We start from the raw sequence: 20,273 nt of genomic DNA, 5'->3' as shown, positions 1-20,273 counted from the left end.
CGGCGGCCCGGCGCCCGATCGCGGCCGGGTGCCGGGTCGCGGCGGCCCGGCGCCTGGTCGCGGCCTGGTCAGAGCGCCAGCTTCATGCCCTCGTGGCTGGCCACGAAGCCCAGGTCGCGGTAGAACCGGTGCGCGTCGGCGCGCTGTTTGTCGGTGGTGAGCTGCACCAGCGCGCAGCCGCGCTCCCGGGCCCGGTCGATCGCCCAGCGCATCATCGTCCCGCCCAGCCCACGGCCGCGCCGGTCGGAGCGCACCCGCACCGACTCGATTAGGCACCGCTCGGCGCCGTGCCGGCCCAGCCCGGGGATGTACGTGAGCTGGAAGCAGCCGACCAGCTCCCCGCCGTCGTCGGCGACGATCAGCTCGTTGCGCGGATCGGCGTCGAGGTCGGCGAAAGGCCCGCTCGTACGCCGCGTCCACCTCGGGCAGGTCACGGGTACGCCACAGCACGTCGTCGGCGAGCAGCGCGAGCACGGCCGGCAGGTCGGCGCGGACCGCCTCCCGGAAGATCACCTCGGTCATCCGGCCAGCCTGGCACAGTGCCGTGCGCCGGCGTGACCCGGGCGGCGTCCCGCGTGGGCCCGGGCGGCGTCCCGACGCGGGGGCCGGTTGCGCCGTCCGGGGTCAGCCGCCGTCCAGCCAGCTGCGCAGCGCCCACCACCAGTGCACGGTCTCCCGGCACCGTGCACCGCGCGCCCTCCTCGAACCGGCGGCCCGCCGGTCAGCTCCCGCAGCCGCCGCAGCCGGTAGCGCACCGTGTTCGGGTGTACGTGCAGCGCGGCGGCGGTCTGGTCCAGCCGCTGACCGTGGTGCAGCCAGGCGAGCGCGGTGCCGGCGAGGTCCCGGTGGAAGTCGTCGGCCGGGTCGAGCGCGCCGAGCAGCGTGCCGCGCAGCAGCTCGGCCAGGACCGGCTGGGCGGCCAGCGCGGTCTCCCCGGCCAGGTCGGTGACCTGACGCAGGCCGCGCAGCCGCCGGTGCGCCGCCGTGGCCAGCGCCGCCAGGCAGAGCGCGTACATGGCCGGAAGTCCGCGCCAGCGGCTGCGCGGGCGTCACCAGCGTCAGCAGAGTCCGGCCGGTAACGGCTTATTCGCGGTCGCGGGAGCAGCCCGGCGAGCCTTTCGTCGACGGTGCCGAGCAGCCCGCCGTGCCGGATGAGCTGCCGCTGCAGCGCGTGCGCGCGTACCGGGTCGGGTGGCGCGGCGACCAGGCAGTGGTAGCGCCCGTCCGGCCGCAGCCCGAACCGGGTCAGCTCGGCCGGGGGCAGGCCCTCGGGGCCGTCGCGCAGCAGCCGCCGCAGCAGGTGCGCCCGGGCCGCCGCGCCGGTGCGGAGCAGGTCCCGTTCGGCGGCCCGGTGCCCGTCGACCACTGCCCGCTCCACCGCCGCGGCGTAGCGGCCGATGGTGAGCAGCCCCTCCAGCAGCACCTCGTCCGGGATGCCGGCGGCCCGGCCGTGCCGGACCACCAGCTCCACCGCGCGGTCCCGTCCGGCCTGCACCCCGCGCAGCAGCCCGGCCACCGTGACGCCCTGCGCGGCCCGGTCCGCGCCCAGCCGCCGGGCCTCGGCGAAGTCCCGTCCGGCCGGGTCCTCGTGGCGTTCCAGCGCGCCGAGGCCACTGGTCAGCAGCAGGACGACCTGGCGGCGTACCTCGTCGGCGGGCAGCCGGGCCACCTCGGGGGAGTTCACGCGGGCCGCGCGCGCCACCTCGTCGACGGCGGCCGGGTCGGCGGACAGGTCGCGCAGCAGCGTGCCGAACGTGGGGACGTTCCCGGTCCGGGTCACGCCGCCTCCCGTTGTCGTCGCGGCACAACCAGGTCGCGCGGGCGTTGGCGTCCGGTCCCTAGCCCCGGCGGCCGGCCGGTTGCTCTCCTGGTTGTTACCGCAAGGTAACACCGTTCGCGCCACTGAGAAACGTCGATGTCGTACCGGCTGCCAGGAGGTGTCCATGACCCCCGTGCCACTCCGCCCGCCCCGACCCCGCCGCCGCGCCGCGCTCGCCGTGCTGGCCGCGCTCGCTCTCGTCGCCCCGGCCCCGCTGCTGACGGCGCCCGCGCCGGCCGCCGCCGCGGTCCCGCTCCAGGAGGTGATGTTCGTCGGCAACAACTGGGACGGCACCGCCGACGTCATCCGGTCCCGTGGTGACTACGCCAAGCTCGGCCGGATCAACGTCATCCCGGACCGCGCCGCGCTGCTTGTTCGAGATCTACCTCAACCCGATCAAACTGGCGTACTTCCTCGGAATCCGGGCAGGGGCCCGGGGGAGGGCCACGACCAGTTCGTCGACGACATGTACACCACCCCCGACGGCAGCGCGGTGGTGGTGTCCCGGCCCAGCTTCGCCGACGTCGTCTCGATCGACCTGGCCACCGGCGCGCTGCGCTGGCGGTTCCCGGTCTCCGGCTACCGCTCCGACCACATGGCCGTGTCACCCGACGGCACGCGCGTCGCGGTCTCCGCCTCCACCTCCAACACCGTGCACGTGCTGGACATCCGCACCGGAACGCAGCTCGGCTCGTTCGGCGCCGGCGACAAGCCGCACGAGAACATCTACACCGACGGCGGCACCCGGCTGTGGAACATGTCCATCGGCGAGGTCAACACCGACCTGGACGCGCCCTGGCTCGACTGGACCAAGGGCGACCGCCGGATCACCGTCGCCGACACCAGCACGTACCAGGTGGTCAAGGTCATCGACATGCGGGACCGCCTCGACGCCGCCGGCCGCCGCGACCTCTCCGACGCGGTCCGCCCGGCCGTGTTCACCCCCGACGGCAGCCGGCTCTACTTCCAGGTGTCCTTCTTCAACGGCGTGGTCGAGTACGACGTGGCAACCGACCGGATCACCCGCGTCGCCACGCTGCCGAAGAACCCGGCCACCAGCGAGGACCGCACCACCTGGGTCAACGACTCCCGGCACCACGGCCTGTCGATGAGCCCCGACGGCGCCCGGATCTGCGTCGCCGGCACCATGGACGACTACGCCACGGTGCTCGACCGGGCCACGCTGCGCGAGGGGCCGCTCGTGCCCGCGAACAAGCCGTACTGGGCCACGGTCAGCGGGGACGGCCGGGACTGCGTGATCTCCGAATCCGGCGCGGACCAGGTCACCGCGATCAACTTCGCGACCGGGCAGAAGGTCGCGAGCGTCCCGGTCGGCGACCACCCCCAGCGCGTCCGGATCGGACACGTGCCGCAGGACTGGACACCCCCGGCCGCCGGCTGACCGCCGACGTTCCACCGGCCGGCGTCCGGCTCCCGGCCGCCGGCCGGACCGTCACCGGGCGGGGCAGCGCAGCCCCTCCCGGGGGACGGTGAGCGAGATCAGGTACGCGTCGACCGCCGACGTCACGCACGGCGTCTGCGGGTACGCGGTGTGCCCCTCACCCTCCCAGGTGAGCACCCGACCCACGCCCAGCATCGCGGCCAGCGCGGGCGTCTGCTCGTACGGCGTGGCCGGGTCACCCGTGGTGCCGACCACCAGGATCGGCGGCGCGCCGTTCGCCCGGCCGGTCGGATACGGGTCCCGCTCGCCGGGCCACTCCACGCAGCCGAGCATCCCCACCGCGAGGGCGGGACCGAACAGCGGGTACTTCTGCCGCCACTGCGACTGCAGCGAGCGGACCTGCTCCCGGGTCGGCTTCTCGGTCTCGTCCGCGCAGTTGACCGCCAGGTTCGCGTCGAACAGGTTGGAGTAGTGCCCGTCCGGCTCCCGGCCCGCGTACGAGTCGGCCAGCTTGAACACGCCGGCCGGGTCACCGCCCTGCAACTCGTCGATCGCCCGGGCCAGCTCCTGCCAGCCCTGCTCGGTGTAGAGCGAGGAGATCACCGCGTAGAAGACCCAGCCGGAGGTCGCCTCCCGGCCGTCCTGCCCGCGTACCGGGGAGGTCTTCGCCTTGGCGATCGCGTCGGTGACCGCACCCCGGGCGTCCGGCGCGATCGGGCAGCGGCCGGCGTTCGCCGCGCACCAGCGGGAGAAGTTGTCGAACGCCCGCTCGAAGCCCTTCGCCTGGCTCTCCGACCCGGCGATCAGCTTCTGCTGCGGGTCGACCGCGCCGTCGAGCACCAGGGCGCGCACACGCTGCGGATAGAGCTGGGCGTAGGTGGCGCCGAGCAGCGTGCCGTAGGAGTAGCCGAGGTACGTCAGCTTGTCGTCGCCGACCGCCGCCCGGACCGCGTCCATGTCGCGGGCCGCCTGCTCGGTGCCGTAGAGCCGAAGCTGGTCGCCGTACTTCGCGCCGCACCGCTCGCCGATGCGCCGGTTGAGGCCGACGAAGCCGTCGAACGACGACTGGCTCTCCGGGTCGGGGTCGTAGCCGAAGCTGGCGTCCAGGTCGGCGTCGGAGATGCACTTGACCGGGCTGGACCGGGCCACCCCGCGCGGGTCGAAGCCGACGATGTCGAACCGGTCGGTGACCGACGTCGGCAGCCCGCCGAACGCCGGACCGAAGGACAGGTAGACGGCGGTGTCCACGCCCGAGGCCCCCGGCCCGCCGGGGTTGACCACCAGCGACCCGATCCGGTCGCGCTGCTTTGTCGAACGGGCCCGGATCAGCGCGATCTCGAACGTCTCTCCCGCGCCCGGCCCGGCGGTCGCGCCGGTGGTTGCCCCGGTGCCCCAGTTGCGCGGCACGGCGATCCGGGCGCAGTCGTAGCGCATGTCCGCCGCACCCCGGCCGACCAGCTCGTTCGGCACCTCCGGGCAGGCCCGCCACTCCGGGGCGGTGCCCGGCGGGGCGGCCTCGCCCTCGCTCTCGGCGCGCGGCGCGAACGCCGGCAGCGTGCAGCCGGCGGTGAGCACCACCGCCGCGACGAACGCGGCGAGGGCGGGCCGGAACCGGCGGGTCCGGTCGGGGAAGCCTGTCACGTGGGCGCCTTCCATGATCGTGTCGACCGCCAGGCTACGCCCGGCCGGCCGCGTCACCGACCGTCGCCGCCGGATCGCCGCGCAGCACCTCGTCGACGTCGTAGCGGATCGGGCGGTCGAGCTGGCCGTAGTCGCAGGAGCGCGGATCACGGTCGGGGCGCCAGCGCACGAACCGGGCGGTGTGCCGCAGCCGGTCGCCCTCCATCGCGTCGTACGCCACCTCGACCACCAGCTCGGGACGCAGCGGCTCCCACTCCAGGTTCTTGCCGCCGGTCCACCGGCTCACCCCGCCCGGGATGCGCTGGCCGCGCTCGTGGTCGCCGTGCACCCACGGGTGCTCGCCGCCCACCTCGCGGTAGGGCTCCAGCTCGTCCAGCAACTCCTTGCGGCGGGCCATGGTGAACGAGGAGCTGACGCCGATGTGGTGCAGCACGCCCTGGTCGTCGTAGAGCCCCAGCAGCAGCGAGCCCACCACCGGGCCGGACTTGTGCCAGCGGAAGCCCGCCACCACCGCGTCCATGGTGCGCGCGTGCTTGACCTTGAACATGAGCCGCTTGCCCGGCTCGTACGGCAGGTCGGCCGGCTTGACGATCAGCCCGTCCAGGCCGGCGCCCTCGAACACCTCGAACCAGCGGCGGGCCGTCTCCGGGTCGGTGGTCACCTGGGTCACGTACACCGGCGGGCGCACCCCGGACAACGCCTGCTCCAGCCGCTCGCGGCGCTGCGGATAGGGCTGCCCGGTGAGCAGCTCGTCGTCGATGGCCAGCAGGTCGAACGCGACGAAGTCGGCCGGGGTGGTCTCGGCCAGCAGCTTCACCCGGGAGGCGGCCGGATGGATCCGCTGGGCCAGCAGCTCGAAGTCGAGCCGGGGGTGCCCGCCCGGCCCGTCCCGGCGGATCACGATCAGCTCGCCGTCGACGGCGCACCGGGGCGGGAGCTGCCGGCGCGCCTGCTCGACCACCTCCGGGAAGTAGCGCGTCATCGACTTGCCGCCCCGGCTGGCCAGCTCGACCTCGTCACCGTCGCGGAACACGATGCAGCGGAAGCCGTCCCACTTCGGCTCGTAGGTCAGGCCGGGATCGGTGGGCAGCTCGGACACGCTCTTGGCCAGCATCGGCTCGACCGGAGGGTTGATCGGCAGGTCCACGGCGACCAGTCAACCAGACCCCACCGACAGTGGTGAGGCAGATCACCGGGGGTGGCCGGGCGGCGTGTCCCGCCCAGGGTGCGTTCGTCACCGCTGCCCGGATGGTGAAACCGCAGGTCAGAGCTACCTTCGCGGCGTGCCTGAGTGGAGCTGCGGATGCTGCGGGCGCTGGCGGGTCAGCGTCGAGCTGATCCGTGGCCGCTACCGCTACCGGCTGGCGCACCGCTATCCGGCCGAGCACGGCGGCGGCGCGAACGTCCTCGGCGAGGTCGGCTCGATCACCGAGCTGGAACGCCTGCTGAAGCGCTACGCCCCGGTCACCCTGGCCGACCTGCGCGAAGCGGCCTGACCCTCCGCCCGGCGACCCGCTGCCCGCCGGCCGGCGCCGAGCGACGGAATGCCGGCTGCCCCTCCGCCCCGGCATCTCCGCCCCGGCAAGCCGCCGATCTTGGAGTTGTGGTGCCTCGTAAAGTTCGTCAATCGGGCATCCTGGGCACCCTAAGTCCAAGATCGACGAAGCGGGGGCGGGGCGAGGGCGGAGTGGGCGCGGGACGGCGGGCGGGTGGGGTGCGGGCGTAGCCTGAGCGGACCGTCCACGGGGGAGGAACGCCGATGTGGTTCGTCGAGTCCGTCGAGATCGCCGCCGACGTCGACCGGGTGTGGGCGGTGCAGAGCGACGTCGAGCGCTGGCCGGAGTGGACGCCCTCGGTCACCGCCGCCCGCCGGCTGGAACCCGGTCCGCTGGCGCTCGGCTCGACCGCCCGGCTGGAGCAGCCGCGCCTGCCCCCGGCGGTGTGGCGGGTCACCGAGATCGAGCCGCCGTACTCGTTCGTCTGGGAGTCCACGAGCGCCGGCGTGCGCAGCCGGGGTGAGCACCGCCTCGTCGCGCTCGGCGACGGGCGCACCCGGGCCGAGCTGGCCCTGGTGCAGACCGGGCCGCTGGCCGGCCTGATCGGCTTGTTCGCCGGGTCGATGATGCGCCGCTACCTGCGGCAGGAGGCGGACGGACTCAGGCGCCGCTGCGAGCAGGGCTGACCGTCTTCTCCAGCACGGCGAGGCGGTTGCCGTTCTCGTCCGGCCGGTGCGCCACCACCCGGTAGCCGCGCCGCGCGTACAGGGCCAGGTTCGCCGCGCTGTCCGCGCCGGTGAACAGCGCGAACCGGGTCACCCGGCCCGCGCAGGCCTGCTCGACGGCGTCCAGCAGCCGTCCGCCGACGCCCCGGCCCTGCTGGTCCGGCGCGACCGAGAGGCGGCCCACGTGGGCGGTGTCGCCGTCGACGCGGGCGCGTACCGAGCCGACCAGGCGGGGGCCGCGCCGCGCGGCGAGCACCACGTCCGGTCCGGCCAGCGCCGCCCGGACCTCGTCCAGCGTCTCGGTCAGCGGGGGCAGGAACACGTCCCGGTAGCGCTGCGCCTCCACCAGGTACGCGGCGCGCTGCACGGTGAGGATCTCACCGGCGTCGGCGACGTCGGCGGGGGCGATGGTCACGTCGGTCACCGGCTCAGCTCACCACAGCGCTCAGTGAGTGTTTGAGATTCCGGCTCAGGTGTGGGTTGCCTGGGCCGGTTTCGTGTGTCGGGCCAGGCGGGTGACCATGACGTGGATCATGGCCCAGGTGACGAAGGCGGCGTGGCTTGTGGGTAGGTGTTCGTAGTCGCGGACGCAGCGGCGTTTCTTGCTGATCCAGGCGAAGGTGCGTTCGACGACCCAGCGTCGGGGCAGCACGACGAAGGTGTGTTGTCCGGGGAGTTTGTGGACCAGGTGCACGGTGAGGTCGAGGGCGTGGCGGGCCCAGGTGCTCAGGGTGCCGATGTAGCCGCCGTCTGCCCAGAGCAGGCGTAGGCGGGGGTGGAACAGCCGGGTGCGCCAGAGCAGGTCACGGGCGATGGTGCGGTCGTTGACGTGCGCGCCGGTGATCATGACGGCCAGGAGTAGGCCCATGGTGTCCACGACGATGTGGCGTTTACGGCCGTTGACCTTCTTCGCGACGTCGAAACCGCGGCTGTGTCGGGGCACGGTGTCCGCGGCGCGCACCGACTGAGAATCGATCGCTCCGGCGCTGGGATGCGCGTGCCGTCCGGCGGCGGTACGGCACTGCTCCCGCAACCGGTCGTGCAGACGCATCAACGTGTGGTCATCGCGCCATCGAGCGAACCACCAGTACACCGTCCCCGGGGGCGGGAACTCCCGCGGCAGGGCCCGCCACGGACAACCGGTGCAGGCCACATACAAGATCGCCGTGACGATTGCCCGCATCGGATGCGACGGCGGCCGCCCCCGCCGACCGACCGACACCGGCGTGACCAGCGGCGCGATCAACGCCCACTGCGCATCGGTCAGATCACTGGGATACCGCCGCCGCACCGCCCGTTCCCGTTCCCGCCGCACCCGCTGCGACGGATAACGGCGGGGCGACGCGGACGGCGTGACAGTGATCGGGTACAACGTCATCAGAAGGCCCTCGGTATGGAAACGGTTGGCTCGACACCACCGGACCTACCGAGGGCCTTCCCTCACCTCAACCCGACACGCCGCCGCACCCCAAATCTCAAACACTCACTCAGAAGCGGCCGTACGCTGGCGGGGGTGTTCCCATCAGCGTGGAGGTGACCGGCGTGCCCGAGCTGACGTACCCGGAGGTGGGCGCGACCCGCGACGGCGGCCTGCCGGCCGGCTACCACCACCTGCGCCACCGGGTCCGGCTGCCGGACGGCGGCTTCCCGGTCGCGGCGGACGCGCTGCTGGGCTGGCGGCTGCACCGCGCCGCGGGCGTGGTGATGCGCGCGGACGCGCCGCGCGCGGCGCCCGGGGTACGTGTCACGCCGGGACTGGGCGTCGGCCCGGTGCGGCTTTGGGGCCCGACCGAGGTGGTCTGGGTGGTGGACGAGCCGGACCGGGCCGGGTTCGGCTACGGCACGCTGCCCGGGCACCCGGAGGTCGGTGAGGAGGCGTTCCTGGTCACGCGGGGCGCCGACGGCGTCTGGTTCGAGGTGACCGCGTTCAGTCGCCCCGCCCACTGGTACGTGCGGGCCGGCGGGCCAGTCGTGCTGGGCTTCCAGCGGGCGTACGCCTGGTGGCTGGGCCGGACGCTGCGGCGGCTGTGCCGGCGGCGCTGAGCGGTCAGTAGCGGGCGAAGGAGCGGATCGGGGCGCGGGGGCGAACTTCGGCGCCTGGATCCCGGCCGCCTCCAGCAGCACGCACACCCGGCCCCGGTGCCCCCGGAACGGCTCTTTTTAGCGCCAGCATCCGGGCGTCGTCGCCGCGCGGCTCACCGGCCAGCGCCCAGGCCACCGTGTTCGGCACGTGGTAGTCGCCGACGCTGACCGCGTCCGGGTCGCCGTACGCGATGCGCACCACCTCGGCGGCGGTCCACGGCCCGTTTTTCGTTTTATCGCGGTGAGCCGCCGGGTGGCCTCGGCCGAGTCGGCGCAGCGTTCCAACCGGTCCGCGACGGCCGCCGCGCGGCGCAGCGTGTCGGCGCGTCGCTGCTCCACGCCGAACGGGTGGAACACCCAGTACGGCGTGGCCGCCACCGCGGCCGGCTCCGGCGGCAGCAGCAGTGGTTGCAGCGGACCCGGGGCGGGTTCGCGGAAGTGCACGGTGGCGGCGTACGCCCGGTACGCCTCCTTGCCGGTGACTTCTGCTCGAAGACGGCCCGCAGCAAAAAAAAAAGAAGATCTGGCCGGTGGCGGGCATCTTTTTTCTTCGTGGTGCGTGTGCGCGAGGCGGGCCACCAGCGGGTGCGCGGCGGCGAGCGCGGCGAACCCGGTCAGGTCGTCGCACAGTCCGGCGATACGGTCGGCCCGCTCGACGACCCAGCCGGCGCCGGGGCCGTACCCCTCGGCGGTCAGCTCGCCGGCCTCCAGGCGCAGCGTCAGCGTGGCCGGTCCGTCCGGGGTGCGGGTGGCCCACCAGAACGTGCCGGCGGCGATCCGCGCGCACGGGTCGTACGGGCTGAACGTGAGCGCCCGCACCGACGCGGCCAGCCGGTAGCCGGCCGGGGGGCGCAGCGTGCGGCGGGCGGCGGGCGAGGTCACCCGGCCACTCTGCCACGCGTCCCGGCGGTGACGCCGGACACGCCGAGCCGGGAGGCGGGGCGATGCCGGTGCGCCCCGCCTCCCGGGTTCCCGACGATGACCGGCCGCGCCCTCCCCGGCGGCGACCGGTCACCGTGACCTGGTGCGTCAGTACGAGTAGTCCGACCCGCCGCCGGAGCTGTTCGAGCTGCCCGCCGCGGGCGGCGCGACCGGCTTGGGCGTGCCGGTGGGCAGGCAGGTCAGGTTCTTCTTGCCGTTCGGGTCGACCACGAACCAGGTGCCGCCGACGCCCTGGCCCTTCCACTGGCCCGGCTTCTTGTCGCCGATGTAGCGGTAGACCGGCCAGCCGCCGATGGTGAGCTGCCGGGTGCCGTCCTGGCGGGTGATGGTGCCGACCTTGTCGTCGGAGACGCCACGCAGCTTCGGGTTGCCGTCGGTGAGCGACGGCGGCCAGACCTCGGCGCACTTGTCCACGCAGTTGGACTGCGGCGGGTCGTCGGAGTCCTTGTCGAACCGGTACAGCACCCAGCCGTCCTGGTCGGTGACGACGCGGCCCATCCGGGGCAGCTTCTTGCCGACCAGCTCGTCGGTGATCTTCACGTTGGCCGGGGGCGCCTTGTCCGCGACCGGCTCCTCCTCGGGAGCCGCCGACGCCTCCGGTTCGGCCGCCGCGGTGGGTTCGGCCGCGGCGACGGCGACCGGCTCGGCCGCGCCCGAGTTCGCCCCGTTGTAGCCTGCGGGGGCGCAGGCCGTAAGTGCGACCATCGCGCTCGCGACGATGACGGTCGTCCGCTTGTGGTGTGCCACGTGCCCTCCTCGTTCTTGGCAGTTCGCCGAGTAGTACGGGCGCGGCACTGTCAAGGTTGAAGTCGAAACGGTGGCACATTTCACAGTGGACTGATTGAACCGACAGCCGTTCTGGCGCGTGCGTCAGCACGAGGGGGTCTGCCGGCCCGGACACGACAAGACGGCGCCGGGCGGTCCAGCCGCCCGACGCCGTCGTCGTACCGGATCAGATGTCGTCCACCGTCACCAGCGGACTCGCCACCCCGTTCGCATCCACCGACTGCACCTGAAGCTTGTCGATGTCGCGTACCGGGGCGGAGGTGGACGCGGTCAGCTCCAGCGGAAGCTGGTTCTGGTTCGTGCCGTAGCCGCCGGCCGGCACCGACCAGGTGGAGATGACCTCGCTCGTGGCGTTCTTGCGCACCACCACCAGCCGGCAGACACGCGGCCCGGGCAGGCGGCTCAGCTGCACCGAGATCTGCGTGCCGTACTCCTTGCGCGCCAGCCACATCGTGGTCTGCACGCCGGTGCCCGCGTCGGTGGCGTTGTGCTGGTCGCCCTCGATCGGCTTCTCCCCGCCGACGCCCGGGTCGTTCGGGTTGCCCGGCTCGCCGCTCGGCGCCGCGGTCGGCGCGGTCTGCGTCGGCCCGGCCTGCGGCGTCGGCCCCGGCTCGTCGCCGAGCATCCCGGCGGCGACCCCGCTCAGGCCGCCGAACACCACCACTGCCGCCGCTGTCGCCAGCAACTGCCGCACCCGGGTACGACGGCGGTCCCGCCGCACCGCCACCAGCGTCCGGTCCAGCAGCGCCGGATCGGTGTGCGTCTGCTCCAGCGCGGCCATCGCCTCGCCGTCGATGCCGGAGAGCAGCCCCACCACCGGGACCATCGTCTCCAGTTCCGCCGCGCAGGCCCAGCAGGTGGCCAGGTGCTCCTCGAACCGCTCCGCGTCCTCCGCGTCCAACACGCCGAGCGCGTACGCGGCGACGTCCATGTGATCGGCCCGGCTCATTCGGTCACCCCCCTCTCCTGCAGAGCCGTGCGCAGCGCGCGTTTTATTGCGTAGTAGAGCCGCGACTTGGCGGTGCCGAGCGGAAGCCCCAGCTCCTCGGCCGCCTCCGGCACGGTGCGCCCCCGGAAGTACGTCGCCACCAGGATCTCCCGGTGCGACTGGCTCAGCGTACGCAGCGCGTCCGCCACCGTCATCGTGCGCAGGACCCGGTCGGTGCTGTCCGCCTCGGCGAACGCGGTCAGATCCCGGTCGTACGTCTCCGGCGGGCGGGCCTGCTCGCTGCGGTGCTCGTCGATGGCGATCCGCCGGACACACAAGAGACCAGCCAGGGACGCAACGAAACCCTGGCCAAAACACGCCGAGCCGGTGCGCGTTGCGCCAGGCCCGCAGCAGCGTCTCCTGCACGATGTCCTCGGCCCACAAAAAGATCCCCGCCGGTCAGCCGCATCACGAACATCAGCAGCGGGCCGGCGTGCTCGGCGTACAGCAGGCGGATCAGCTGGTCGGAGTGGCTGGCCTCGGCGGAGGTCGCCTGGTGGCGTCCGGGAGCGGGTCGCGGCGGCACCGGGTCATTCTGGCGATCGGCGGGCCGGGCGTCGACCCCCCGGCGGGAACGCGAGGCGCGCGAGTGTGGTTGTGCCCGGGCGAACATCCACTCGGGCCGCGCCACTTCGCCGTGCCAGCCGGCCGCCACCGCATGCATGCAGACCTCCGCTGTCCAATGACATCAGCCGGCCCCCCACGGGCATGGCCGCCCGGTGATACGCAGCCACCAGCCGATCGGATCAACGTTTGACGGAAAAAATTCCGGGCGGCGGGGGAGTGGAGTCGACGGCGCCCGCGTCGTGGACCACCGCCGCGCCGCCGGTGAAGCGGTCCAGCTCCGCGCCGGCCAGCACCCGGCCGGGGAACCAGTCGCCGGCCGCCCGCCGGGCCAGCTCCGGCACCGGCGGCTCCACCCGGGACGCCACCAGCACCAGGTTGCCGTACCGGCGGCCGCGCAGCACCGCCGCGTCGCCGACCAGGCAGGCCCGGGGCAGCACGGTACGCACTGTGGCGACCTGCGCCTTCGCGTGCCGCAGCGGCGGGCCGTCGGCCACGTTCGCCAGATAGCTGCCGCCGGGCGCCAGCACCCGGGCCACCTCGGCGGCGTACTCCACCGAGGTCAGGTGCGCGGGGGTACGGGCACCCGCGAACACGTCAGCCACGATCACGTCGTACGCGCCGTCCCGGCTCGACGTCAGCGTCGCCCGCGCGTCGGCCACCCGTACCCGCAGGCGCGGATCGGCAGGCCACGGCAGCTCGCGGCGGACCAGCTCCACCAGCGCGCCGTCCACCTCGGACACCCGCTGCGTCGAACCCGGGCGGGTGGCCTGCACGTACCGGGGCAGGGTGAGCGCGCCGCCGCCCAGGTGCAGCACCCGCAGCGGCGCCCCGGCCGGCGCCACCAGGTCCAGCGCGGCGGCCAGCCGCCGGACGTACTCGAACTCCAGGTGAGCCGGGTCGGTCAGGTCGACATGCGACTGCGGTGCGCCGTCCAGCAGCAACGTCCACGAGCCCGGACGGTCCCGGTCCGGCACCAGTTCGGCCCGCCCGGTGTCGACGTCGGCCACCACCCGGTCGGCGTCGCGTCGCCGGCCCATCAGCGCCGCATTCCGCGCGCCGCCGCGGTGAGCACGCGGTGCAGCAGCCGCGCGTCGCCGAGCATCCCGCGTAACCGGCGTTCCAGCCCGGCGATCGGCACCAGGTTCTGCGGGGCACGTGGATCCTTGTACGGGGTGGAGGCGAACCGGGGCAGCGTCACCAGCGACAGGTCGGCCAGCGCGATCGCCTCCGGCACGGTCAGGTCGGCCGAGCACTCCACCCGCACGATCCCGGCCCACGGCGCCCCGGCGCGCACCGGCAGGCGCAGATACCAGGACCAGCCGCCCCACGCCGTGCCCAGCCGGAACACCGGGCACCGCTCACCCGGCGCCAGCCCGGTCACCACAGCGGTCAGCCGCCCGTCCAGGTATTGGCTGTGCTGCGTCTTGATGTACCCGAGCGTGCGCGGCAGGTTCCGCCGGCTGCGCAGCGGGCCGTCCACCACCAGCAGGTCGCCGTCGGTGCGTACCGCGTCCGAGACGGCCACCTCCAGCGCGGTCAGCGGCGCCTGCACCGCCGCGGGCAGCTTGCTCAGCTCACCGGTGCCGCTGACCCGGTGCACCGGGTAACGCACAGTCCCGGCGACCACGTCCTGCGCCGACGGGCTCGCCGTGAACAACCCCCGGCCCACCCGGGCGCCGGCCATCTCGGCGGCGCCCCGGTCCAGGTCGCAGCGGACCACACCGGCCGCGTACGAGGCGGCGATGCCGGGGAACGAGCCGCCGTCCTCCTCGGCCGTCCAGACACTGGCGTCGATCCGGCGTACCCCGTCGACGAGCAGCACCACGTCCGGCGACCGCACGCCCGCGCGGGGGCCGATCGCCCGCCAGTCGGCGGCCGGCAGCTCGACGTCGGCGTCCACCTGGGCGCTGCTCGGCGCGGCCGGACCGGCCCCACCGGCCGCCTCGAACGACGCGCCGTAGGCCGGATCCCAGGCATCGACGAAGAACGCCGGCGACTGTGACGTCACAGGCCGGTCCGTTCCACGCGGGCCGTCCGCGCGTCCTTGCGCACCTCGAACCGGACCGGGATCCGCTCGGCCAGCGCCGGCACGTGGGTGACCACGCCGACCATCCGGTCGCCCCGGGCGGCCAGGTTCTCCAGCGTCGCCGCGACCGTGTCCAGCGTCGCCGCGTCGAGCGTGCCGAAACCCTCGTCCAGGACGATCGACTCCAGGCTGGCCGCGGTGGTGGACATCCCGGCGAGCTGCTCGGACAGCGCCAGCGCCAGCGCCAGCGACGCCTGGAACGTCTCCCCGCCGGACAGCGTGCGCACCCCGCGCCGCAGCCCCGCGTCGTGGTGGTCGACCACGAAGAACTCGCCCTTGTCGTGCACCAGGTCGTACTGCCCGCCGGACAGCTCCCGCAGGATCCGCGACGCGCCGTCGACCAGCAGGTCCAGCGCCTCGGTGAGCAGCCAGCGTTCGAAGTTGTTCGCCCGCAGGTGCGAGGCGAGCGCCCGCGCCACCCGCGCCTCGTGCTCGTGCCCGGCCCGCTGCTCCCGCAGCCCGGCGGCCTGCTCGCGGCGCTCGTCCAGGCGGCGCAACTCCGCCTCGGCCCGCTCCACCGCCACCGCCACGTCGCGCGACGCGTCCTGCGGGGCGTCCAGCCCGGCCGCGGTGAACAACGCGGCGATCCCGTCGGCGACCTCGGCCGCGGCCCGCTGCGCCGCCTCCACCGACTCGGCCATCCCGTCGCGGTCCGCGCGCCGCGCCCGCGCCTGCTCGCCCGCCCAGTCGGCCAGCGCCGTCCACGCCGCCGCCACGTCGTCCCGGTCGGCGGCCGGCGGCCCGAACCGGGCCAGCCCGTCGCGTACCGCGTCGAAGTCACGCCAGGCCCGGCGCAGCCGATCCTGCGCGGCGTCCAGCGCGCCCCGCGCCCGCCGGGCCGCCTCCCGCCCGGCCCGCACCGCGCCCGCCGCCTCCTCCAGCGCGGTCCGCAGCCGCGCGTGCTCGGCCAGCGACTCCCGCAGCCGCTCCGGCGCGGGCGCGTCAGTGAGCTGCTCGTCCAGCTCGGCCAGGCGCGCGCCGAGCTGGTCGTGCTGGGTCCGGGCGCGCAGCAGCACCCGGTCCAGCTCGCGGGCCGCGGCGTCGCGTTCCTGCACCACCCGCCTCGCCGCTTCGTTCGCCGCCCGGCCGCCTTGCCGCCTCGACCCCCGGTTCACGCCACAACCTTCGGCACCGCCGGCACGGTGGTGACCATCTGCTCGCACACCGGGCAGGGCGCACCGCCGACCAGGTGCGCCCGCAGCGCCACCGCCTGGTCGGCGGCCTTCGCCTCCTCGTGCGCGCGGAACGCCGACTCCAGCTCCGTCTCGGCCCGCTGCGCGTCCGCCCGCGCCGCCGCCAGCGCCGCCACCGCCGCGTCGTGCTCGCCGCGCGCCGCGTCCACCGCCGCGCGCACAGTCGCCGCCTCCGCGGTCAGCCGGTCCCGGTCCGCGTACGCCTTCAGGTGCAACCGCAACGCGCTCTCGTCACCGGCGGCGGTCAGCTCCCCGCGCAGCTTCTCCTCGCGCTCCTCGGCCAGCCCGACCGTGGCCGCCGCCTCGTCGGCGGCCACCCGGGCCGCCGCCACCGCCCGCGCCAGCTCGGCGGTGCCGTCCGGCGGCCGCACCCCGGCCAGCACACCCAGCTCCGCGTCGAGGGCGGCCAGCGCCGCGGCCCGCTCACCCGCCGTCGCCCGGGCCCGCTCCCATTCGGGTACGGCGGCAGCGACCGCTGCGGCCAGCTCCCGCATCGCGTCCACCCGCTCCCGGGCGGCGGCCAGACTCTCGTCGTCGACGTCGGTGAGCCCGCCGAGCAGCTTGTCGACGGTTTCCAGCTTCGCCTCGGCCTGCCCGGCCCGCTCGACCGCCTTCTTCTGCACGTTCTCGTAGACGCCCAGCCCGAGCAGGTTCACCAGGATCTGCTGCCGGGTGGCCGGCTTGGCGTGCAGGAAGTCGGCGAACTGCCCCTGCGGCAGCACCACGCAGGAGGTGAACTGCTCGTACGGCAGCCCGACCGCGTCCAGCACCGCCTGTTCCATCTCGGCCGGGGTGCCCGCCACCACCTCGCCCAGATCCTCCGGGCTGAGCCCGGTGTCGAGCTTGGTGACGTCGAAGCCCGGCGGCATGAGCTGCAGCCCGGCGTTGGCCGTCTTCACGGTGCCCCGGCCGTCGCGGCGCACCACCCGGGTCGCCACGTAGCGGTCCCCGGCGGACTCGAACACCAGCCGGACCCGCGCCTCGGTGGCCGACGGCGCCAGCGCGTTCGCCAGCCCCCGGGCGCCGCCCCAGCGCGGCACCGTGCCGTAGAGCGCGAAACAGATCGCGTCGAGCACCGTCGACTTGCCCGAACCGGTCGGCCCGACCAGCGCGAAGAAGTCCGCGTCGGTGAAGTCGACAGTGGTCTCGTCGCGGAACACCGTGAACCCGGCCATGTCCAGCCGCATCGGCCGCATCAGTGCTCCACCTCCTCGAGCAGCTCGTCGAAGAGTTCCCGGACACCCTCGTCGGCGTGCCCGCGGCTGTCCAGGTAGTCGCCGAACAACTCGCCCGGCGACCGCCCGGCCCGCTGGGCGGTCCGGGTCCCGCTGCCCGGCGCGGGCACCAGCTCCGGGTCGATCCGGATCTCCAGCGCCCGGGGCAGCAGCTCCTGCACCTCCTCGCGCAGCCCGGCCCGGGGCTGCTCCCGGACGTAGACGCGCAGCCAGCCCTCCGGCGCCTCGATCTCGGCGAGCTGCGCGAGCGTGCCGCGTACCGTGCGCAGCGGCACCGCGCCCGGCACCGGCACCTCCCGGATGCGGGCGGCCGTGGTGGCGGTGACCTCCACGATCGTCACCGAGCTGACGTTCTCCTGCTCGCCGAAGTCGACGGCGAGCGGGCTGCCGCTGTAGCGGATCGGGCACGGGCCGATGACCCGCTGCGAGCGGTGCAGGTGACCCAGCGCCACGTAGTGCGCGTTGCCGGGGAAGACGGTGGCCGGGACCGCGTATCCGAGCACCGTGTGCGCGTCCCGCTCGCCGCCGCCGGTGCTCGCCCCGACCACTGTCAGGTGCGCGGTCACCAGGTGCACGCGGTCCGGCTCGGTGAACCCCTCGGCGAGCCGGTCCAGCACCCGGCCCAGGTGGTCGGCGTACGTCTGGTTCGCCTCGGCCGGGGTGAGCGTGTACATCTCCACCGCGCGCACCGCGTACCGCTGGGACAGGAACGGCAGCGCGGCCAGCCGCCAGCGTTCCCCACCGGCGGTGACCCCGTCGACGACGTGCTCGTCCGGGTTCTCCCGGACGCTGCCGCGCAGCGTGATCCCGGCCGCCTCGGCCCACGGGCGCAGCGCGTCCAGCGCCGCGCCGTTGTCGTGGTTGCCGCCGATCGCCACCACGTCCGCGCCGGTTCGCCGCAACGCGGTGAGCGCCCGGGTCACCAGCCGCGTCGCCTCCGGGGTGGGCGCGGCGGTGTCGTACAGGTCACCGGCGACGATGACCAGGTCCGGCCGCTCACGCTGGGCGATCTCGATGACCTGGGCGAGGACCTGCTTGTGCTCCTCGGCCCGGGACTGCCCCTTGAGGACCTTGCCGACGTGCCAGTCGGAGGTGTGCAGGATCTTCATCTGGGTGCCGCCTAGAACGGGATGTCGTCGTCGGAGGAGCCGGAGCCGACCACCGCGAACGGATCGGCGGCCTGCGTGATCGACCGTAGCGTCTCCGAGGGCGCGCGGCCCGCCTCCGAGACCCGGGTGGCCCACGCCGGGAACGGGAACTCCAGGCAGAGCGGCACCGGGATGTCCGGCTGGTTGACGAACATCGTGCCCGGCTTGGCCAGCAGCGCCCGCTGCCGTTGGGCGGGCGGCAGGAAGCCGTACTCCGGGCGGGACGCCTCGGCCGGGTCGAGCCGGCCCACCACCCGGATCGCCGAGTTGGTGACGATCCGCCGTTCCACCTCGCTGGCGGTCTGCTGCGCGCCGACCAGGATCACGCCCAGCGAGCGGCCCCGCTCGGCGATGTCGAGCAGCACCTCCTTGATCGGCGACGAGCCCTCCCGCGGCGCGTACTTGTTCAGCTCGTCCAGCACGACGAACAGCAGCGGCTTGGCGGTGCCCGCCTTCTCCTTGCGCTCGAACTCGCTCTTGAGCGTCACACCGACCACGAACCGCTGCGCGCGGTCGGGCAGGTTGTGCAGGTCGACCACTGTCACCTGCGCGCTCTCCGCCGTGTTGATCGAGTGCGGGCGGCGGGTCGCCAGGTCACCACGGATCAACCGGCCCAGGTCCTTCTTGCTGCCGATCAGCCGCCGGGCGAACGCGTTCACGGTGCCCAGCCCGACCGCGCTGCCCGCCCACTCGCCGCGCGTCTCGTCGTCGTTGAGCTGCTCGACCACGTGGTCGACCAGATCCGCGTACGAGCCGAGCCGCACCCCGTCGATGCTCACCCCGCCGTCGGCCGGCTGGGCGTAACGGGCCAGGTGCGCGGCCACCGAGTGGACCACCATCGTGTACTGCTGGCGCTCGTCGTCCGCGTCGGCGAACACGTACGGCAGGAGCCGGTCGGCGCAGAACTCGGACAGCGTCCAGTAGAAGCTGTCCACCCCGGTGAGCCGGCTGCTCACATCCGGCGTGCCGGAGGAGTCGCCGACCCGCGGCGGGGCGTACACCCGCACGTCCGGGAACGCGCCGGCATCAAGGCCCAGCTTCGCGTACGCCGCCCGGGTCGGATCGTCGAGCCGGCTGTTCGGGTGGTCGAGGAAGAGCAGGTCCTCGCCCTTCACGTTGAAGATCAGCGCCTTCGCGTTGACCGCGTCGCCGCCCAGCACGCCGGAGCGGAACACCGAGTAGAGCAGGAACGTGGCGAAACTCGTCTTGGTCGCGACGCCGGAGATGCCGGAGATCGACACGTGCGCGCCCCGGGTGCCGTCGAGGAAGTCGGCGTTGAGGTAGACCGGCACCCCGTCGCGGCCCATCCCCATCGGGATCCGCCGCTCCATCCGGTCGAAGTGCAGCGCCCGCGCCCGCGCGTCCCCCTCGGCCCGGTGCACCACGGCGCCCGGCGTCGGCGGCACGTAGAACTCCGGGTCGACCCGCGTGGTCGTCACCTCGGCCGCCTCCTGCACCTGCGCCGGCAGCGTGCCGTCGGCGATGGCGAAGACGTCGGAGTCGAACTGCGCCCCCTCGTGCCGGGCACGCACCTGGGTCACCACCCCGGCGATCGTCACCGGCTCCCGGTCGGGCAGGTCGCGGCGGGTCACCACCACGTCGTCCAGCTGCAGGTAGCTGCCCGGCGCGACAGCCGTCCAGAAGGTGAGCGGGGTGGCGTCGGCGGTGCCGAGCACCCGGCCGACACCCTCGCCGGGCCCGTCGAGCTGGTCGTCGGTCATCGGCGGTCTCCGGTCGGCTGGTCGTACCGTTGGCGGTGCACGTCGTGCATCCTGCCCGAGGGATGCGACAGGTTGCCACGCGACGCGGCGGACGCCACGCCGAGCGTGCGCCGAACGGTAGCCGCCCGGATCCGCCCGGCCACGGTGCGTACGTTTCTGCCCGCTCCGGCGCTGTCTCCGGCCCCCGGCCCGGCCGGCTCGGTGGAACGCCATGGGTGTCTCCGCGAGCTTTTGACACCCATGACGTTCCACTCGCCCCGCGAACCCCGGGTTGCTTGGCGCGCGAGAGCCGCCCCCAATGTCGAGACCCACGTCCCGCTCTCCGGGACGCTCGGAGATCTTGGTACGAGAGCGCCCTCATAGGGGCCGTTTGGTACCAAGATCTCGGGAGCCGGGAGCCGGGAGCCGGGAGCCGGGAGCCGGGAGCCGGGAGCCGGGAGCT

At 74.1% G+C, this 20,273-nt stretch carries 16 protein-coding genes and 4 pseudogenes; 4 read left to right on the top strand and 16 right to left on the bottom strand.

The annotated features are described in order from the left end of the window. Positions 1-68 precede the first annotated feature (68 nt). The 3 genes and pseudogenes from MCBG_RS11900 to MCBG_RS11895 form a co-directional block, all read right to left on the bottom strand. Positions 69-522 (bottom strand): annotated as a pseudogene (locus MCBG_RS11900) (N-acetyltransferase family protein). After that, positions 519-776, bottom strand: coding sequence for a helix-turn-helix domain-containing protein (locus tag MCBG_RS33985; protein ID WP_255358663.1), 258 nt, complete (start codon positions 774-776; stop codon positions 519-521). Before MCBG_RS33985 ends, MCBG_RS11900 begins: the two are co-directional and overlap by 4 nt. After that, positions 722-1,780, bottom strand: a complete 1,059-nt coding sequence (locus MCBG_RS11895; protein ID WP_223201474.1) for a hypothetical protein — start codon at positions 1,778-1,780, stop codon at positions 722-724. The genes MCBG_RS33985 and MCBG_RS11895 overlap by 55 nt, the downstream gene beginning before the upstream one ends. 163 nt (positions 1,781-1,943) lie before the next feature. Here MCBG_RS11895 and MCBG_RS11890 point away from each other — a divergent pair. Beyond that, a pseudogene (locus MCBG_RS11890) lies at positions 1,944-3,221 on the top strand (YncE family protein). Between the two features lie 51 nt (positions 3,222-3,272). Here MCBG_RS11890 and MCBG_RS11885 read toward each other — a convergent pair. Together MCBG_RS11885 and MCBG_RS11880 are read right to left on the bottom strand one after the other, a co-directional pair. After that, positions 3,273-4,877: an alpha/beta hydrolase gene (locus MCBG_RS11885; protein WP_043330518.1), complete on the bottom strand. Its 1,605-nt coding sequence runs from the start codon at positions 4,875-4,877 to the stop codon at positions 3,273-3,275. A gap of 19 nt (positions 4,878-4,896) precedes the next feature. Next, a complete protein-coding gene (locus MCBG_RS11880) occupies positions 4,897-6,009 on the bottom strand; it encodes an ATP-dependent DNA ligase (protein ID WP_043325630.1) in 1,113 nt (370 codons plus the stop codon). A 136-nt stretch (positions 6,010-6,145) separates the two neighbouring features. On the opposite strand from MCBG_RS11880, the gene MCBG_RS11875 reads away from it, so the two are divergent. Both MCBG_RS11875 and MCBG_RS11870 read left to right on the top strand, forming a co-directional pair. Continuing rightward, positions 6,146-6,358 carry a hypothetical protein gene (locus MCBG_RS11875; protein ID WP_043325629.1) on the top strand — a complete coding sequence of 71 codons (213 nt, stop codon included), beginning with the start codon at positions 6,146-6,148 and terminating at the stop codon, positions 6,356-6,358. Positions 6,359-6,621: 263 nt separating this feature from the next. Further along, a complete protein-coding gene (locus MCBG_RS11870) occupies positions 6,622-7,044 on the top strand; it encodes an SRPBCC family protein (RefSeq protein ID WP_043325627.1) in 423 nt (140 codons plus the stop codon). Here MCBG_RS11870 and MCBG_RS11865 read toward each other — a convergent pair. Both MCBG_RS11865 and MCBG_RS11860 read right to left on the bottom strand, forming a co-directional pair. Then, entirely contained in the window at positions 7,019-7,507 is a 489-nt protein-coding gene (locus tag MCBG_RS11865) for a GNAT family N-acetyltransferase (protein WP_043325626.1), read from the bottom strand. The genes MCBG_RS11870 and MCBG_RS11865 overlap by 26 nt on opposite strands. A 45-nt stretch (positions 7,508-7,552) precedes the next feature. Then, positions 7,553-8,461 carry an IS5 family transposase gene (locus MCBG_RS11860; RefSeq protein WP_198033294.1) on the bottom strand — a complete coding sequence of 303 codons (909 nt, stop codon included), beginning with the start codon at positions 8,459-8,461 and terminating at the stop codon, positions 7,553-7,555. A 143-nt stretch (positions 8,462-8,604) separates the two neighbouring features. On the opposite strand from MCBG_RS11860, the gene MCBG_RS11855 reads away from it, so the two are divergent. Beyond that, positions 8,605-9,126 carry a DUF1990 family protein gene (locus tag MCBG_RS11855; protein ID WP_043325624.1) on the top strand — a complete coding sequence of 174 codons (522 nt, stop codon included), beginning with the start codon at positions 8,605-8,607 and terminating at the stop codon, positions 9,124-9,126. 4 nt (positions 9,127-9,130) lie between these two features. Here MCBG_RS11855 and MCBG_RS11850 read toward each other — a convergent pair. The 9 genes and pseudogenes from MCBG_RS11850 to MCBG_RS11810 all read right to left on the bottom strand — a co-directional run bounded on the left by MCBG_RS11850 (position 9,131) and on the right by MCBG_RS11810 (position 19,831). Then, positions 9,131-10,047 (bottom strand): annotated as a pseudogene (locus MCBG_RS11850) (DNA-3-methyladenine glycosylase). A 147-nt stretch (positions 10,048-10,194) separates the two neighbouring features. Then, a complete protein-coding gene (locus tag MCBG_RS11845; protein WP_043325622.1) occupies positions 10,195-10,854 on the bottom strand; it encodes a COG4315 family predicted lipoprotein in 660 nt (219 codons plus the stop codon). 205 nt (positions 10,855-11,059) lie between these two features. Continuing rightward, entirely contained in the window at positions 11,060-11,842 is a 783-nt protein-coding gene (locus MCBG_RS11840; RefSeq protein ID WP_030503037.1) for an anti-sigma factor family protein, read from the bottom strand. Continuing rightward, on the bottom strand, positions 11,839-12,159 hold the full coding sequence (locus MCBG_RS33980) for a sigma factor-like helix-turn-helix DNA-binding protein (protein ID WP_223201192.1): 321 nt from the start codon (positions 12,157-12,159) through the stop codon (positions 11,839-11,841). Before MCBG_RS33980 ends, MCBG_RS11840 begins: the two co-directional genes overlap by 4 nt. Positions 12,160-12,627: 468 nt before the next feature. Continuing rightward, complete coding sequence (locus tag MCBG_RS11830; protein ID WP_043325620.1) at positions 12,628-13,485, bottom strand: spermidine synthase; 858 nt, start codon at positions 13,483-13,485, stop codon at positions 12,628-12,630. Beyond that, positions 13,485-14,456, bottom strand: coding sequence for a hypothetical protein (locus MCBG_RS11825; RefSeq protein ID WP_043325618.1), 972 nt, complete (start codon positions 14,454-14,456; stop codon positions 13,485-13,487). The genes MCBG_RS11830 and MCBG_RS11825 overlap by 1 nt, the downstream gene beginning before the upstream one ends. Further along, positions 14,453-16,923: pseudogene (locus tag MCBG_RS11820) on the bottom strand (AAA family ATPase). Before MCBG_RS11820 ends, MCBG_RS11825 begins: the two are co-directional and overlap by 4 nt. Continuing rightward, entirely contained in the window at positions 16,923-18,071 is a 1,149-nt protein-coding gene (locus tag MCBG_RS11815; protein WP_043325615.1) for an exonuclease SbcCD subunit D, read from the bottom strand. Before MCBG_RS11815 ends, MCBG_RS11820 begins: the two are co-directional and overlap by 1 nt. A gap of 11 nt (positions 18,072-18,082) precedes the next feature. Further along, a complete protein-coding gene (locus MCBG_RS11810; RefSeq protein ID WP_043325613.1) occupies positions 18,083-19,831 on the bottom strand; it encodes an ATP-binding protein in 1,749 nt (582 codons plus the stop codon). Between the last annotated feature and the right edge of the window lie 442 nt (positions 19,832-20,273).

Origin of the sequence: Micromonospora sp. M42 (genome assembly GCF_000568915.1) — a bacterium.
Taxonomy (GTDB): Bacteria; Actinomycetota; Actinomycetes; order Mycobacteriales; family Micromonosporaceae; genus Micromonospora; species Micromonospora chalcea.
Note: the sequence above shows the minus strand (reverse complement) of the source record. Positions and strands in the feature narration are given on the sequence as shown.